The sequence below is a fragment of the Eisenbergiella sp. OF01-20 genome (genome assembly GCF_003478085.1).
Classification (GTDB): Bacteria; Bacillota; Clostridia; order Lachnospirales; family Lachnospiraceae; genus Eisenbergiella.
Genome location: NZ_QUES01000008.1, coordinates 175,543 through 191,828 on the forward strand (window position 1 = coordinate 175,543; position 16,286 = coordinate 191,828).

Here is a 16,286-nt window from a genome sequence, read left to right on the forward strand (position 1 = left end):
AATTTGCACCTCCGGGCGCGCTTACTCAGAAAGGGAAGGAAATTATGCGGCCAAGGAAGAACAAGCTATCAAAAAAGATGAGAGACAGACTGTTTATCATCCTGTTTCTTCTGCCGGGGCTCTTCATGATACTGGTCATGCTGTATTACCCTGCGGTGGATGGAATCGTCATGTCGTTCCAGGATGTAAAATCCTATAATATTTTCAGCAAGAAATTTATCGGACTGGATAATTACCGGAATCTGTTTGACAATATAACGTACCTGGGAACCTGGAAAAATACGGTTATATGGGTTTTCTGCTGTGTGGCCATTGAGTTCCTGCTGGGCTTCGGAATCGCCCTTCTCCTGCAAAAACATTTTTTCGGCAAAAAACTGTATGAATGTGTGGTATTCATGCCCTGGGCCCTTTCCGGTTTCATGGTGGGAATCATGTGGAAATGGATGTTCAACGGAAGCAACGGTGTAATCAACGACATTTTGATAAGGCTTGGAATTGTGGAAAGGCAGGTAGGCTTCCTGTCCAATCCGGATTATGCCCTTCCCTGTGTAATCGTCGCAAAGGTATGGACCGGTATGGCCTTCTTTGCCATCATTATCATGGCGGCTTTGAAAACCATTCCCCAGGATATGTATGAGGCGGCTGCCATCGACGGAGCCGGTGCCCTGAAGAAATTTTTCTATATTACCCTGCCTTCCATCCGTGTAATTCTGCTCCTTATGGTACTTTTACGGGCGGTGCAGACCATCAATGCGCCGGATCTTATTTTCGGTATGACCCAGGGCGGGCCTGCCGGAAGCAGCCATATTGCATCCAGCTATATTATGACGGAAGTGGTAAAAGGAAATGATTACGGCCTGGTATCCGCAGCGGGCGTTATCCTGTGGCTGGTAACCCTGGTTTGCACGGGAATCTATATTGCCTGTACCAACACATTGAAAGGCGGTGACGAATGATGGCAGGAAAGAGGTTTCAGACAGCAGTGCTCACAGCGGTAAAATATATTCTGCTTGCCTGTTTTTTTGTATTTACGGTGTTCCCCTTTTTCTGGCTTCTGGTATCCTCTCTGAAAGGGAGCAAGGAGCTGTATGAATTCCCGGTGCACTATCTGCCCCGGGAAGCGAGCCTGAACAATTACCGGGAAGTGATCCAGATGGGGAACTTCGGGCTTTATATTTTGAACAGCCTTTTCATCGCGCTGGCGGGTGCCTGCCTTGTGGTCCTGATTGCGGGAATGTCCTCTTATATTCTGTCCCGGATGGAATTTAAGTCGAAGCCGATTGTGTTCATGGTGTTTATGATGACCCAGATGCTTCCCACGGCGGTGGGATTTGCCCCGCTATATATCCTCATGTCAAGGCTGGGGATGATCGACAAGCTGTCCACAGTTATCGTTATCCTGGTGGGCGGACAGATTCCCTTCGGAACCATCCTGTTAATCGGGTTTATGAAGGGGATTCCCAAAGCCCTCGAGGAAGCGGCGCTGATTGACGGCTGCAGCAGGATCAAAACGTTTTTCCGGATCGTGATGCCCCTGGCAAAATCAGGCCTGTTTTCCGTGTTTATCTTCGTATTCCTGGCCTGCTGGAATGATGTGTACACATCCGTCCTGTATATCAATGCAAACAATAAAAAAACGCTGACCGTCGCCATTTACTCCATGATCGGCAAATATGACATCAATTGGGGAAATGTTGCTGCGGGAACCCTGATAGCCATGCTGCCGGCCATCCTTCTGTTTGGTTTCATGAAGGAGATCTTTGTGGAGAACATAGCGGGAGCGGTAAAAGAGTGAGGTATAAAAATGAGAGCAGAAGAAATATGTACGCACTATGGGGAAAACCCTTCCCGGTTTGCAGGCGCTGTGACGCCGCCCATTTTCCAAAGTTCCCTGTTTACGGAGTGTGAAGGGAATGAAGGGGACAGGGAAGGGCGTTATGCCTATACGAGAGTGTCCAATCCCACGACGGAGATAGTGGAGAACAAGGTGGCGGCCCTGGAGGAGGGAGAAGCGGCAAAGTGTTTTTCCTCCGGCATGGGAGCCATCAGCGCGGCGATGATGCATTATCTGAAAAAAGACAGCCATGTGGTTGCGGTCGCCAGCATATACGGGCCGGCGCACCGGTTCCTTGCCGAATATATGAAACGCTTCGGCGTGGAGGTAACCTTTGTGAAAGGGACCGATACGGAAGAAATCGAAGCGGCCATGCGTGAGAATACGGATCTGATTTATCTGGAAAGCCCTTCCACCTATCTCTTTCTGGTGCAGGATCTGGCGGAAATTGCGGCGCTTGCCAAAAGACACCATGCGGCCACGGTGATCGACAATACCTATTGCACGCCGGTATTCCAGAAGCCCCTGACCTTCGGCATTGATATGGTGGTGCATTCCGCCTCCAAATATCTGGGCGGCCACAGCGACATTATCGGCGGTGCGGTAATCGGACGCAGGGAGGACATCAACGCTGTTGCCCAAAGCGAAAGAGAGCTGTTCGGCGCGGTTATGAGCCCTTTTGATTCCTGGCTGATGCTGCGCGGAATGCGTACCCTTCCTATCCGTATGAAGCAGCATATGGCGAACGCACTGGAAATGGCGGCCTTTTTCCAGAACATGGATGCGGTAAAAGAAGTGATTTACCCCTGGTGGGAAACCCATCCTCAGTATGAACTGGCTAAAAAACAGATGACAGGGGCCAGCGGCCTGATGAGCGTGGTATTCGATCTTCCCGGGGAACGGATCAGGAAGATTGTCAGGGAACTGGAATTTTTCCATGCAGGACCCAGCTGGGGCGGCTTCGAAAGCCTGATTTCCCCCGTAGGAGCCGATCTGGATGAGGATAATGAAACCATGAAAAAGGGACTGGTGCGCCTTCATATCGGACTGGAGGGCGCTGATCTGCTGAAGGAAGACTTCGAAAGGGCTGTGAAGCATGTGCTTGGATAAGAAACAACGGGCGCCGCAAAATAAGGCCGTCATCTTTAACATCCAGCGGTTTTCTGTTTTTGACGGCCCCGGGGTGAGAACCGCCGTTTTTTTCAAGGGCTGTAATCTGCGGTGCCGCTGGTGCCACAATCCGGAATCCTATGAAAAACGGCCCCAGCTTGCTTTTGATAAACAGAAATGTATCGGCTGCGGAAGCTGTGCGGAACATTGTCCGGGCAGCTGCCTCCTTTCGGATCCTGTGAGAGGGCTGGTGTATAACCGGAAGGACTGTACAGACTGCGGACGCTGTACGAAAGGGTGTTATGCTAAGGCTCTGAGCAGGATAGGGTATGAAATAACAGCAGACGAACTTATGCAGGAGCTTTTGGAGGAACTGCCCTATTATCAGGAGAGCGGGGGCGGCGTGACTTTTTCCGGCGGCGAATGTATGCTGCAGCTGGATTTTCTGGAAGAAGTACTGCGCCGCCTGAAGGAAAAAGGGATCCATACGGCGGTGGATACGGCAGGAAATGTGCCGTATAAAGACTTTGAACGGATTCTGCCCTATACGGATTTGTTCCTCTATGATATGAAGGCTTTCCATGAGCAGGTCCACAGGGAACTGACAGGCGTGTCCAATGAAAGGATTAAGGATAACCTGCTGCGCCTTTCCCGGACAGGAACGGATATCCGGATTCGGATTCCTGTCATCGAAGAGCTGAATGCTGCGGAGCTTCCTTTTATGAAAGACTTCCTGTGGGAAAACGGAATCCGGGATATTGAACTGCTGGCTTACCACAGGATGGGCGTAGGCAAGGGCGATTTGCTCCTGGAGCCGGTCCGGCAGGAAAGTTTCCGGGAACTGGACGCCCGTAAAATGGAAGAATATAGGAATCGTTATCAAATATAACCGGATGTTTTGACTATAGTTACACGGCCTTTATGAGGCCGGTGTGAAAGGGATCAATTATGTTAAATACGGAAAAAACAGTTCTTTCTCCCCGCATAGGAGAAAAAATAGAGCAGCTGCACCAGGATAAAATACGGATCAACAAAGAAAAAATCGATCACTTCGGATATCTCGATATTGACGATCATGGGTTCCTGTATTTTCCTGATTTTACCTTTGAACCCATAACCCATGAGGACGGCAGGGTATACGGGATGAAAATGCTGGGAGACAATTACAGGAAAATCCTGAACGAGATGCCTGTTTACAGCAATCCTTCCAGCGCCCTGGCCACCTGCTGGCCGGGCAACCTTTCCAACTGGATGGAAATCGGTTTCCGGGAGGAAAACCAGCCGAAGCACCTTTTCCCTATCCATGAAAAATATAACATTCTCCAGCACGGCTGCGGGGGGATGAACCACCTGTGCCCGGATCTTACCATAGGGCTTGCGCTGGGATGGAAAGGGCTTCTGGAAAAGGTAATATACTATAAGGAACGGAATACCCATGGGGATGCCTCTTTTTATGAAGGAGAGGAACAGCTGCTTCTGGGTGTCCTGGAATGGATCCGGCGCCATGTGGATTATACAAGAAAGCTGGCGGAAGAGGCGGCAAAGGAAGAACGCCGCATCCATTATACCCAGGTGGCGGACTGCAACGAATGGCTGCTGGATAACCCGCCCCGCACTCTTCGGGAGGCCTTACAGTTCACCGCCCATTTCCAGTGCATTGACAGAATGTATTATGCCGGAGGGGCGCTGGGGCAGATCGATGAACTGTTCCGTCCCTATTATGAAAAGGATAAGGAGAGCTTCGGCCTCACCGATGAAGAGGCGGTCTGGTATTTTGCCAGCCTGTTCTTTAACGATACCCACTATGCCCAGATAGGCGGCCTCACACCGTCCGGGGACGAGGATGTGGCAAGCCGGATCAGCTTCCTGATTCTGGATGCGGTGCATTATCTGAAAATTCCTTCCAATGTGGCGATCCGTGTGCATGATTCCATGAACAAAGTGCTTCTGCGCCGTTCCCTGGAATACAACATGGAGGATGGAACCGGGGTCTGCTATTCCTGTAATGTGGGATGTGAGGAAGGGTTCGTGAAGAACGGTTTTCCCAAAGAGCTGGCACGGATGCGCATTAAGTCGGGCTGTAACTGGACCGCCATCCCCGGCGTGGAATATCCGCTGCAGGATGTGACCCGTATCAATATGCCTATGGCTTTATATCAGGCTATGGAAGAAATGAAAGGAAGGGAACAGGCCGGTACGCATACCCTGTGGGAGCTTTTTGCCAAACATCTTACCATTATGGTGGACTGTGTGAAGGAAGGTTACGACTGGCATTATGAGCATGTTTCCGAGGATACGCCGGAAATTATCCTGAACCTGTTCATGCACGGCCCGATAGAACGGGGGCTGAACTGTGCGCAGGGCGGTGTGGATATCCTGGATCTGAATATTGACGGCATCGGCCTTGCTACGGTGGCGGACTCCTTCGGTGCCATCGAGCAGCGGATAGAAACGGAGCAGGTTCTTACCTTCCCGGAGCTGTATGCCGCCCTCGATGCCGATTTTGAAGGATATGAAAAAATACGCCTCATGCTTAAAAATATTGACCGGCTTGGCGCACCGCATTCCCCTTCCATGAAGTGGGCGGAAAAAATCAGGGATCTGTTCGTCAGCCTCTGCATGGAGGAACCGACTCCCAGGCATCACCTGAAGGTGATTGCGGGCATGTTCTCCCACGGGGATATTGTCCGGTACGGGGAAACCCTTCCGGCCACACCCAACGGAAGAAAATACGGGGATCCCATTTCCCATTCCAATGAACCGGATCCGGGTTTTGCCAACGGCCTTCATACGTTTTCCCCGTCCCTGAAAGCCAATACGGTGGCAAAACTGCAGCCGGGATACGGGAATTCCTCCCCGCTCCACCTGGATGTGGATAATTCCATGATTACCAGGGAAGGCGGCGTGGAAGCCCTGGAAACCCTGATCCATACCCATAACCATATGGGCGGGACATTAATCAACCTGAACTGCCTGACCAAGGAACGCCTGCTGAAAGCCCATGCGGATCCGGAAAGCGATCCGGATCTGGTGGTAAGGGTAACCGGTTATTCTGCCTTTTTCTCGTCCCTGTCGCCGAAATACCGGCAGCAGATCGTGGACCGGTTCCTGAACGAATAGCTGATTGCCTGTTACCAAAACAGGAGATAACGGATAAAGGAGAGACTATGGAAAATCGGGACAACTGTCTGAAGCTGTTGAGTTTCTGGGCGGTCAATGGTGAGCTGGATCCGTCCGTCCTGAAAACCCAGCTGGAAGAAATGAAGGCCCTGGGACTATGGGGTACCATTTTCCATCCCCGTTTTTATCCCGGAAGGCCCGCTTATATGAGCGGGCCTTATCTGGATATTCTGTCGGAAGTTATTCTGCATGCAAGACGGCTGGGGCTGGAATTCTGGATTTATGATGAAAACGGCTGGCCCTCCGGCAGCGGTGACGGGCATGTGCTGGCGCATTTCCCTGACAGCCGGTGCGAATGGCTTATGTACCGGGACGGGGAAGTGGTTGTGGAGGGAAAACCCGGGTTTAATACGTTCCGGAGAGAGGAAATGGCATATTTTATCGAATATACCTATGAGGGTTACCGGAAAGGCCTGAGTGAGGAAGCATTTTCTTACGTTACCGGCTTTTTCAGCGATGAGGTAGGCTTCCTGGACGGACACGGCGTTTCCCTTTGTATGGGAGGGATCCCCTGGTGCCAGGAAGCGGAAGAAGCCTATGGGCTGCTGCGAGGCAGGAAGCTTCGGGACGAATGGGGGCTGCTGTTTACGGACGGGGAAGGCTGTCAGGAGGTACGGCAGACCTATTGGCAGATCCTGGGGGATCTTCTGGCAGATGCTTTTTATAAGCCGGTGAACCGGTGGTGTGAAACCTACAAAAAGAGGTATACCGCCCATCTTAAGGGGGAAGAAACCCTGTTTTTCCAGACGTCCTGCAGCGGTTCGCTCTATCAGAACCTGAAGCAGGTGAATGTGCCCGCCGTGGATGCCCTGGAGCGTTATCCGGGCAACCATTATTATCCAAGGACGGTTTCTTCCCTGAGCCGCCAGTTCTCGGACGGGCGCTGTATGGCGGAGGCTCTGGGCGGAAGCGGCTGGGGCCTGTCGCCGGCCGATCTGGAGGCCTATGTGGACTGGCTTGCGGAAAGCGGGATTGACACCATTGCGTTTCATCTGTGGCAGTATCGGGCGGACAGCGCCTCCGTGCGGGACTGGCCTCCCAATATCCCACAGGGACTTACCTGGAAGGAGGCCGCACCGGCTGTATTTGAAAAGCTTTACCGGAAATGGGACAATAAGGTACACCGGAACAGGCCCGTGCTTCTGGTGGCACCGGAAAGAGGCGTACAGGCACAGTTTAATCCGGCGGACGCCATGGCGCTTAATGAACATAACGGAGAGGGGACGCCGGATACGGTAAGCGGCAGAATCAGCATGGCTTTTTCCCGGTTTGCAGAACATTGTTACCAGCAGGGGATCCCCTTTGATGTTGCCAGTGAACGGATACTGGAGGAACACGGCAGTGTGGAAAACGGTGTCCTGCGGATAGGAAATGCGGTATATACAACGGTAATCTGCCCGGAGGATGCGCTTTTTGTCCGGGAGCAGCAGCGTGAACAGGCAAAAGCCGCAGGGATTTGGTATGATGCAAAAGAGTGGCAGTGGCAATATACCCGCCATGGCGGGAATCAGATCCCGTTGGAAACTAAGGAAACCCGCATTTCCTGGAAGGGAAGAACGGACAGTACCGGGGAGTGGCACATCCGTTCCCTGGATCCGCTGGAGGGTGTCTGGGCCGGAGGCACCCGGCTGCAGGGTGAGGAGAAAGACGGGATAATACGGTATGCCATCCCGGCCTCCGTAAAGAAGGATTTTCTGAATGCAGGAGAAATCAGCCTGCGCTGGGAGGTCTGCCCCCACGGAGAGCAGACCCCCTTTGTATACCTGGAAGGGGACTTCGCCGTAAAGAGTGCGGCGGGTTATCGGGAGAAGGACAGTCATCAATGGGAAACGGAAGGGGATTTTTACCTGACGGATATCCGGAAGGAAGATATACAGGTGCAGGATCTGTGTGCATCCGGTTTCCCGTTCTGCGGCACCTATGTGGAGCTGGAAAGCCTGCTGTATGCCGGAGAGGACGGAAAGCTTGTGTTCGATAAAACCGGCCTGCACGCGGATTGCATGGCAGTGCTTCCGGATGGGGACAGCGGACAGGCCGGATACTGCTGGGGGCCGGATTGGGAGCTTGCGGGCGTAAAGCCGGGAATCTATCGGGCGGTAATCCGCCTCATTCCCAGTACCTTTAATACGTACGGTCCCCACCATCACAGGGACGGGGACAGGCATCTTACAAGCCCCATGCAGTACAGCGGGGAAAAAGGGTTTGCCGACTTTCCGGATGCGCCTGTTTTTACGCTGACGGATAAATGGCATGTTATTAAATTCGGAATAGAAACAGGTGCATGACCGCCGGCAGATTGTCCGGCGGGCGGCTATCGGCAGGCCGGTACCGGACAGGAGCTGAATTCGCGCAGGCTGTAATAGGTTCTGCCGTGGGCGCCTTGTGTGGTATCGGCCATTATCATGGAATTGAGTTCTGTTTCTTCGGTGCGGTTCTGCACAAAATTTCTCATTCCTTACTGTCCGGCATAGCCGGAATACGGTTCCTTTTTTTCCAGTCCCTGGGGGATATGCCCATAACCTTCTTGAAGGCACGGGAAAAATGCAGCTGGTTATCATAGCCTACCTGGGCAGAAATATCCCCAATGGATAAATCCGTATCCTTCAACAGATCGCAGGCAACGTTGATCCGGTAGCGGATGATATATTCCTGGGGCGTTACCAGAACGGTATCCTTGAAAATTTTCCCGAAATAGCTTCTGTCAAGATTGCACCAGTTAGCCAGCTGGGCTACCGTGATATTCTGATTATAATGCCGTTCGATATACATCTGTGCCTCATGGGCATAAAATTCCTGCAGGTTTCCTGTTTTCGGAGGCTTACGCCGGGAGGAGGTACGGATCAGAGTCTCCAGGATCCAGTACATACCGCCCAGAAGGCGGAGGGAATTGTCATGGCTGTCAAGCATTTGGAGCATGAGTGATTCCAGTTCGCGGGAGCCGGCAGGGTCCGTAGGTGCGTATATGGGATGCTGCAGCCCCAGCCCTGCGTCAGACAGGAAAGGAGGAACCTTCAGACCGTCGAACTCTATCCAGATGTAGGTCCAGGGATCGGCTTTATCCGCGGTATAGGTAGTGATGGATTTGGGGCAGATAAGGAAAGCCTGTCCTGCATGCAGGGAGTAACTGCGGTCCGTGCCGATGGTAAAAAGGCCTTTGCCATCCAGAATATAATGCAGCAGGTAATGGTTATGGGCGGCAGGGCCGCAGGAAAGGAGAGGGGCACATGTTTCCCTTCCGTATTGATACAGAGTCAGATCCATATAGTTGGTTCCCTGAAATATATAGGTGATATTTTCATTCATATCCGCTCCTTTGAGCCTGTATCCGCAGTATAGGTAAAAAAACGGCGGATACAGGCTGTTTTTAAATGAGTATACCATAATGCGTTATATATGCAAGCTAATATATAGAAACAAGCAAAATGATATATTTAGTGATTCTCCTGATATTTACCGCAATCTGGATTACAGGTATGATATTTTCAAGGGTAATCCAATCGGCAGACCGGGTTGGGGAAAAGTAAATATTTACCAGAATGCGTTATTGCATCGTACAAGAGAAGGGAGTCACCTAATGAAAAGAAAAGCAGTTAGCGTTATAATGGCAGCTGTATTAATTGTATCTACATTTGCCGGCTGTACAAGCAGCAAAACGGACGGGAATAATACCGCTGCCGGGACGGAACAGAATCAGGAAGCGTCAGGCACCGCTGCGGAGGCAGGCAGCGTGCCAAAGGAGCAGGAAAGCTTACAGAAACCAGAACCGGAGGAAATATCCGGTACTGTGGTTATCTGGGACTGGGATGGTGGAACACAACAGAAATATGTGGATAAATTTAATGAAGTTTATTCCAATGTTACGGTGGAAGTACAGGATGTGGCCTGGGATGATTATATGACAAAACTGCAGACCAGCTATGTATCGGGCATGGAGCTTCCGGATATCATCCTGGGGGAAATGGCCTGGCGGGGGACACTGTTTGAAATGAATATTTGTGAGAACCTGGAAGAAGCTCCATATAATCTGGAACGGAACGATATGGTTCCCTCTTCCGTACCGCTGGTATCGGATCAGGAGGGAACTATCCTGGGTGTGGAAATGCAGGTGACTCCTGCCGGTTTTGCCTATAAAAGAGACATGGCCAGGGAATATCTGGGAACTGACGATCCCAAGGAGGTGGGAGAAAAAATCAAAGACTGGGATACCTTTCTGGCGACCGGACAGCAGGTAAATGAAAAAAGCGGAGGCAAAGTGAAAATGATGGCTTCCCTGGGGGATGTGCTGCTTTCAGCCATCAATCAGAACGTTGTGGATTATGTAGACGGCACCCAGGTGAATATTACGGATAAAATGAGCAGGCCCCTTGATATCACAATACAGATGAGAAATGCAGGGATTATCGGAAATGTGGAAATGTATTCCGCTTCCTGGTACGCGGCCTATGCGTCCGATGAATATCTTTTTTATGAAGCCGGCGCATGGTGCCCCCCGCTTGTTATCGTTCCGAATGACCCGGAAGGAGAGGGAAATTGGGCGGTTACCATGCCTCCGGAGGGTTCCTTTAACCTGGGAGGGACGACACTGAGCATCTATAAGGACAGTGAAAATAAAGAGGCCGCATGGGCTTACCTGCAGTTTATCTATTTCTCAGAGCAGGGCGGATCCTATATGTATGATCTCACGGGGAATTACAGCTGCTATCAGCCGTATTACAACAGTGGATATTCCCCCCTGGAAAAAGAAGGTCCTGTGGATAAGTTCTTCGGCGGACAGAGCCTTGTGAAATATTATATAGAAGAAGCGGCACCCCACGCCAAGACGGTTTCCCAGACCAAATATGACGCTATTATCAACGATGTATTTCAGGCGCTGACACCTAAGCTCCTGTCAGATACATCCATTGACAGCGCTAAGGCCCTGGAGCTTTTTAAGGAAGAGGTGGCCCTTAAGGCCCCGGATGCACACATTCAATAAAACAAAGGCAAGGGTATGAAAATGAAGAAAAACAAATGGCCCTATCTGTTTTCCCTGCCCTTTTTGGGGGCATATGGCCTGTTTATGCTTTTTCCAATGGGGTATTCCTTTTATCTGAGTTTATTTGATTATAATGGCATTGTGGAAAAGCATTTTGTGGGACTGGCTAATTATTACAATCTGTTTACCAGGGACAAGCTGTTCCTGAAATCATTGTTTAATACGGTTTTAATCATGTTTATGTCTCTGCCGGTCAATCTGATCCTCGGCCTGGTTATTGCGTATCTGCTGTTCCAGCTGGCAAAGGGGCGGCGGTTATTCCAGGTAGTAAACTTCCTGCCTTATATTACCACGCCGGTGGCTATCGGTTTTATCTTTTCCTATATCTTTGACTGGAACAGCGGGATCCTCAACAGCCTTCTGACCCATTTCGGCCTTTTGGAGGAAAACTATTTCTGGCTGCAGCATCCGTGGTCCGCGAGACTGATTGTGGCGGTAATGATTGTATGGAGGAATTTTGGATACTGTATGATGATCTATCTGTCGGGAATGACAGCTATTCCCCAGGATGTATATGAGGCCGCAGCCATCGACGGCGCAGGGAGGGTGAAAACCTTCCTGCACATCGTCGTTCCGCTGCTGAAGAATGTTACGGTGTTTTTGTTTATTACCGCCCTGATTGGAGGCTTCCAAATGTTTGATGAACCGGTGCAGCTGTATTCCGGATGGTCGGCGGCATCAAAAAGCGTGGGAGGACCGGAATATTCCGTACTCACGGTTATCTGGAAATTTTATGACGATTCCTTTGGAAGCAATACCAGACTGGGCTACGGAGCCGCCATTGCTTATACCTTATTTCTGATTATCGGCGGCTGTTCCTTACTCAGCTTCCTTTTCAGTAACAGGAAAGAAAAATAGGAGGATATACCATGCGGCGTAAAAAAAATAGGCAGGATTTCTGGGTTTACCTGCTATTGGGGGTGATGTCCGTTATCGCTTTGTTCCCCTTTTATATGATGTTTGTCATGGGTACTTATTACAGTGAGGATTTGTTCCGCGGGCTGCCGCTGCTTATCAGTGATTACTTCATGGAGAATTTAAAAACCACGCTGGATAACGGCCTTCCTGCCACCTATCTGAACAGCATATTCGTATCGGCGGTGTCAGTGCTTGCCTGTCTGTTCACCAGCATTACCATAGGCTATGCGCTGGCAAAATTCCGGTTCCGGGGACAGAAGGCAATCCTGGTGCTGGTTTTAATCGGCATGATGCTTCCCACGCAGATTTCCATTATCGGATATATCATGGAAATGCGGGTTGCACATTTGACCAATACCCTGTGGTCCGTGATTTGTATCTGGATAGCCAATCCTTTCAGCGCCTTTTTCATGATGCAGTTCCTGCAGGATTCGGTACCGGAAGAAATGCTGGAAAGTGCCAGGATTGACGGTTGTTCCGAGCCGGGTATCCTTTTTTCCATCGTGGTTCCCTGTATCAAACCGGCGATTATGACAGTGGCGACTTTAGTATTTCTGTGGTCCTGGAATAATTACCTCCTTCCCCTTATCACCTTGAATAAACAGAAGGTCTACACCCTGCCTCTGATGATTTCCAACATATCCGTGTCCTACCGGCAGGATTATGGCGCCCAGATGCTGGCGCTGGCGTTGTCTACCTTTCCGGTACTGTTGTTGTTTATTCTTGGATCCCGTTATTTTGTAAAAGGGATAACTGCCGGAGCGGTAAAAGGTTAAATAAGAAAGGAAAAATAAAATGAAACTGAAATGGATTTATACAGCCCGGGATACCGGGGAGAGGTTTGCCGAAAAGGCGCTGTCCCCGGTAAAGGGAGGGGAGGATTTCCGCCTTTTCGTGTTTCCCGGGAAAGAAAGACAGAAAATATACGGCTTTGGGGGCGCCTTTACGGATACGGCGGCCATGGCACTTTTTAGGATGGAGGAATCCATCCGGAAAAAGGCAATGGCCGCTTATTTTGACCCTGAAAATGGTCTTGGTTATAATATGGGAAGGGTACCCATCGGCTGCTGCGACTTTTCCAGCGTCCCCTATTCCCATGCGGAGGTGCCGCAGGACCGGGCACTTTCCCATTATTCCATCGCCCAGGATAAAAAGGGTATCCTGCCTCTGATACATATGGCAAAGGAACTGGGGGAAAAAAGAAAGGAACCGGAGGAACTCCTGCTCTATGCATTGCCCTGGAGCCCGCCGGGCTGGATGAAATCCAATGGGAAAATGAGTTGGGGAGGAAAGCTGCTTCCTGACTATTACGGGACAATGGCTGACTATCTGATCCGGTTTATCCGATCCTATGAAAAGGAAGGCGTTTCCCTCTGGGGGCTGGCCGCCCAGAATGAACCGGTGGAGGTTCAAAGATGGGCTTCCTGTGAATATACAGGGGAGGAAGAGGGGCACTTTCTGGTGGAATATCTGATACCGGCACTGGAAAAAGCCGGTTACGGAGATAAAAAGCTTCTCTGCTGGGACTGTAATAAGGATTTTATGAGGAATAGAGCACGGGAGCTGTTAGCAGATGACAGATTACGGAATAAAATATTCGGAGTGGCTTTTCATTGGTATTCCGGGGACTATTTTGAAGAACTGCAAAAGACCCATGAGGAATTTCCCGGGATTTCGCTGCTTGCTACGGAAAGTTGTGTGGTGATGCCGGAAAATCTGACGGACTGGTCCGCAGGGGAACGTTATGGACATGAAATAATTGGGGATTTGAACAACTGGACCTGCGCTTATCTGGACTGGAATCTGTTCCTGGATCAGAACAGCGGACCCGGAATTGCAGATAATCCCTGTGCGGCTCCTGTTATCCTTGACAATAGTAAGCAGGAAATGATAAAAATGTCCTCCTACTATTATATCGGGCATTTCAGCCGTTATATCAGGAGAGGAGCGGCTGCCCTGGAAAAACAGATGGAGGGTGAGCGTACGGAAATAAGGCCGGAGGGGTGTGCGTTCCGGAATCCGGACGGGACGCTTATCGTCGTACTTATGAACAGACAGGACGCGTCTTTGCGGGGGACGGTCATGATCGAAGGGGAAGCTGTGCAGCTTTTTATGGATCCCCACAGTATTGGTACGTTGGTGGTGGGGCCGATGGAAGACTGAATGCCATACGCAGTAATATCCCGGTTTCCTTCTGGGAACCGGGATATCCATCGAGATGTATAGAAATCAATTACTGCTTCACTAAGAGATCAGTGATGACATTTCCAAATCGCCATTGGATGTTCTTTTAATCGTTCCACTATAGCTGCATCTTCAAATAGTAACTCAGGAGCAAAATCCTTTGCTATAAAACGATCCATATACTCATTTTCTTGTTCAGTCAGTTGCATCAAGTCTGAAATATATTCTTTAGCATAAAGTTTTCTTTCGTCCAACATAAAGTTTTCCTTTTGACTGAGGACCGGAAATAAATCCCTTCGTATCTTATCAAAATGCAGAGAATCAATTGCTGTTAAGTCAAAATTTCTGTTAACTGTTTTCGCAGATATTGTTGCATAAAAGGCAAGGCATTTACGGAACATATCCCTGTCATCTTCAAATAGCTTTTCTGCAATCAAATTTCCCCAATCATATAAATCCCTGGCCGCGGCTCTGTTGATTAAAGCATTTCCTTTAGCAGCGAAAATCTCCATCGGTGCCACCATACGAATAGTTATCCCATCATCAAAGGCCTCCGGAATGATCTTTCTCTGCACAGAATCCAATATATGTACCCGCAGGGAGTAGTTTAATTCAATCTTAATCATATCTCTGTTACCACCAGAATTCAGATACTGATAATAAAAAGCATCCAGGCTATGAGTAAATCGGGAACCTTGAGAAAGCTGATACCCTTCCGTCTCCATATAGTTTTTAATAAGTAAAGTAATCTCATTTCTGGCCGTAAGCATATCATTTCTCGTATCATTTGGAGTATAATCCATATCAATGTCGACAGACAGCCTGGGTAAATTAAAAATTGTAAAATTGATGGCAGTTCCGCCTTTTAAAAGCAAATGCTCTCTGAGATATTCTTGTTCGTTTATAAATTTTAATACTTCCTTCAAACGTAAGGCTTTCTCAAAGGTATCTCTCACAAAACCATACTTCTGTGCAGTACGTCCGATTTCAGCTTTATCATATATCGGCATCCGTCATCACTCCATTTTTCATATTCTGCAACTCGGCCGGTACCACTAATTTCCAAGTATTATTATAGCGCCCACCTACCTGATCCTTCGTAAGGTAACGCTTACTCTTACCTATTTGTTCCTTACAGCTCTCAAAAAAATTATCAGAAAGCCCTATTTTTTCTTTATAATCCCAAAGAAGATACCCTATTTTCTGATATAAAAATTGGTTTTCATAAAGTTCCAAATACTTGAGAAGTTTTTTTTCCTGTACTCTGTGTAGACATTCGATATCCTGCACTACCTCTTCAATTCCGGCTATTTTATCTATATCTTTTATACTATCAACTATTGTACGTTCCAAATTTGTGACTGCAATACCGCCACTATAGGATGGCTTGTCGATTCCTTCTAATGTTTTCGACGCAATATACCGATAGGTATATTTATCAAAAGTAAAATCCCGGAAGCTGGTTTGAGAAGAAACATATACATCATAATAAACCTGATCGGTAATTCCATAATATTCCATAGCCGTATGATGAGATACATAGGATGTGGGCGTGATATAACTTGCTATCTGAAAACGGTTTGCCACAGGAGCGCCTGTCTCACCGCTAATGCAAGTATACAAATTATTGCGTATTTTTGCCGCCATTCCTTCCTTCATTAACCGTTTAATTGCAGAACGGGCACTATCCATATTATTATAATAATAATCCACATCTTTCATTTTAAAAATAGGTTTTTTTAGTAATTCAAAGTAAAGATTCATAATCTGTCACCATTTATTATTTTTTTTGGTTCATAAACGAACTAATTTGAAGTAATATTAAATTAAATATACACATATCAGACAAATTTGTCAAGTTTATATATTTGTATAATTGGCTTATATAAAAACTAATAATAAAGAAATATAAAATTCTTATTATTAAAAAATATAATTTTATTTATTCCCAACATATAATATTTTTATAATTTTATATCACCTTATTAAATTTCTTGAAGGAGTTTAATATTATTAACTCAAACT

At 48.6% G+C, this 16,286-nt stretch carries 14 protein-coding genes; 10 read left to right on the forward strand and 4 right to left on the reverse strand.

Features of this window, described 5'->3' with window-relative positions:
* Positions 1 to 44: 44 nt before the first annotated feature.
* Genes DXA36_RS12415 through DXA36_RS12440 form a run of 6 tightly spaced genes read left to right on the forward strand, consistent with a single transcriptional unit; the run spans position 45 to position 8,409 of the window.
* Positions 45 to 956 carry a carbohydrate ABC transporter permease gene (locus DXA36_RS12415; protein ID WP_118679598.1) on the forward strand — a complete coding sequence of 304 codons (912 nt, stop codon included), beginning with the start codon at positions 45 to 47 and terminating at the stop codon, positions 954 to 956.
* Positions 953 to 1,795, forward strand: a complete 843-nt coding sequence (locus DXA36_RS12420; protein WP_118679600.1) for a carbohydrate ABC transporter permease — start codon at positions 953 to 955, stop codon at positions 1,793 to 1,795. The genes DXA36_RS12415 and DXA36_RS12420 overlap by 4 nt, the downstream gene beginning before the upstream one ends.
* A gap of 9 nt (positions 1,796 to 1,804) precedes the next feature.
* Complete coding sequence (locus DXA36_RS12425; RefSeq protein ID WP_118679602.1) at positions 1,805 to 2,944, forward strand: trans-sulfuration enzyme family protein; 1,140 nt, start codon at positions 1,805 to 1,807, stop codon at positions 2,942 to 2,944.
* Entirely contained in the window at positions 2,931 to 3,833 is a 903-nt protein-coding gene (locus DXA36_RS12430) for a glycyl-radical enzyme activating protein (RefSeq protein WP_118679604.1), read from the forward strand. The genes DXA36_RS12425 and DXA36_RS12430 overlap by 14 nt, the downstream gene beginning before the upstream one ends.
* A gap of 59 nt (positions 3,834 to 3,892) precedes the next feature.
* Entirely contained in the window at positions 3,893 to 6,064 is a 2,172-nt protein-coding gene (locus tag DXA36_RS12435; RefSeq protein WP_118679606.1) for a pyruvate formate lyase family protein, read from the forward strand.
* Between the two features lie 47 nt (positions 6,065 to 6,111).
* A complete protein-coding gene (locus tag DXA36_RS12440) occupies positions 6,112 to 8,409 on the forward strand; it encodes a hypothetical protein (RefSeq protein ID WP_118679608.1) in 2,298 nt (765 codons plus the stop codon).
* A gap of 26 nt (positions 8,410 to 8,435) precedes the next feature.
* Here the strand turns inward: DXA36_RS12440 and DXA36_RS12445 are convergent, their stop codons facing one another.
* Both DXA36_RS12445 and DXA36_RS12450 read right to left on the reverse strand, forming a co-directional pair.
* Positions 8,436 to 8,576, reverse strand: a complete 141-nt coding sequence (locus tag DXA36_RS12445) for a hypothetical protein (RefSeq protein WP_182479042.1) — start codon at positions 8,574 to 8,576, stop codon at positions 8,436 to 8,438.
* Positions 8,573 to 9,427, reverse strand: coding sequence for an AraC family transcriptional regulator (locus DXA36_RS12450; protein WP_118679610.1), 855 nt, complete (start codon positions 9,425 to 9,427; stop codon positions 8,573 to 8,575). Before DXA36_RS12450 ends, DXA36_RS12445 begins: the two co-directional genes overlap by 4 nt.
* Positions 9,428 to 9,698: 271 nt before the next feature.
* Here DXA36_RS12450 and DXA36_RS12455 point away from each other — a divergent pair, with 271 nt between their 5' ends.
* The 4 genes from DXA36_RS12455 to DXA36_RS12470 are packed head-to-tail and all read left to right on the forward strand — an operon-like array spanning position 9,699 to position 14,240.
* Positions 9,699 to 11,099, forward strand: a complete 1,401-nt coding sequence (locus DXA36_RS12455) for an ABC transporter substrate-binding protein (protein ID WP_182479043.1) — start codon at positions 9,699 to 9,701, stop codon at positions 11,097 to 11,099.
* A gap of 21 nt (positions 11,100 to 11,120) precedes the next feature.
* Entirely contained in the window at positions 11,121 to 12,017 is an 897-nt protein-coding gene (locus DXA36_RS12460) for a carbohydrate ABC transporter permease (protein ID WP_243114639.1), read from the forward strand.
* A gap of 11 nt (positions 12,018 to 12,028) precedes the next feature.
* Positions 12,029 to 12,853, forward strand: a complete 825-nt coding sequence (locus tag DXA36_RS12465; protein ID WP_118679616.1) for a carbohydrate ABC transporter permease — start codon at positions 12,029 to 12,031, stop codon at positions 12,851 to 12,853.
* Positions 12,854 to 12,872: 19 nt separating this feature from the next.
* Positions 12,873 to 14,240, forward strand: coding sequence for a glycoside hydrolase family 30 protein (locus tag DXA36_RS12470; protein ID WP_118679618.1), 1,368 nt, complete (start codon positions 12,873 to 12,875; stop codon positions 14,238 to 14,240).
* A gap of 89 nt (positions 14,241 to 14,329) precedes the next feature.
* Here the strand turns inward: DXA36_RS12470 and DXA36_RS12475 are convergent, their stop codons facing one another.
* Entirely contained in the window at positions 14,330 to 15,271 is a 942-nt protein-coding gene (locus tag DXA36_RS12475) for a nucleotidyl transferase AbiEii/AbiGii toxin family protein (protein ID WP_118679620.1), read from the reverse strand.
* On the reverse strand, positions 15,258 to 16,025 hold the full coding sequence (locus DXA36_RS12480) for a type IV toxin-antitoxin system AbiEi family antitoxin domain-containing protein (protein WP_118679622.1): 768 nt from the start codon (positions 16,023 to 16,025) through the stop codon (positions 15,258 to 15,260). Before DXA36_RS12480 ends, DXA36_RS12475 begins: the two co-directional genes overlap by 14 nt.
* Positions 16,026 to 16,286 lie beyond the last annotated feature (261 nt).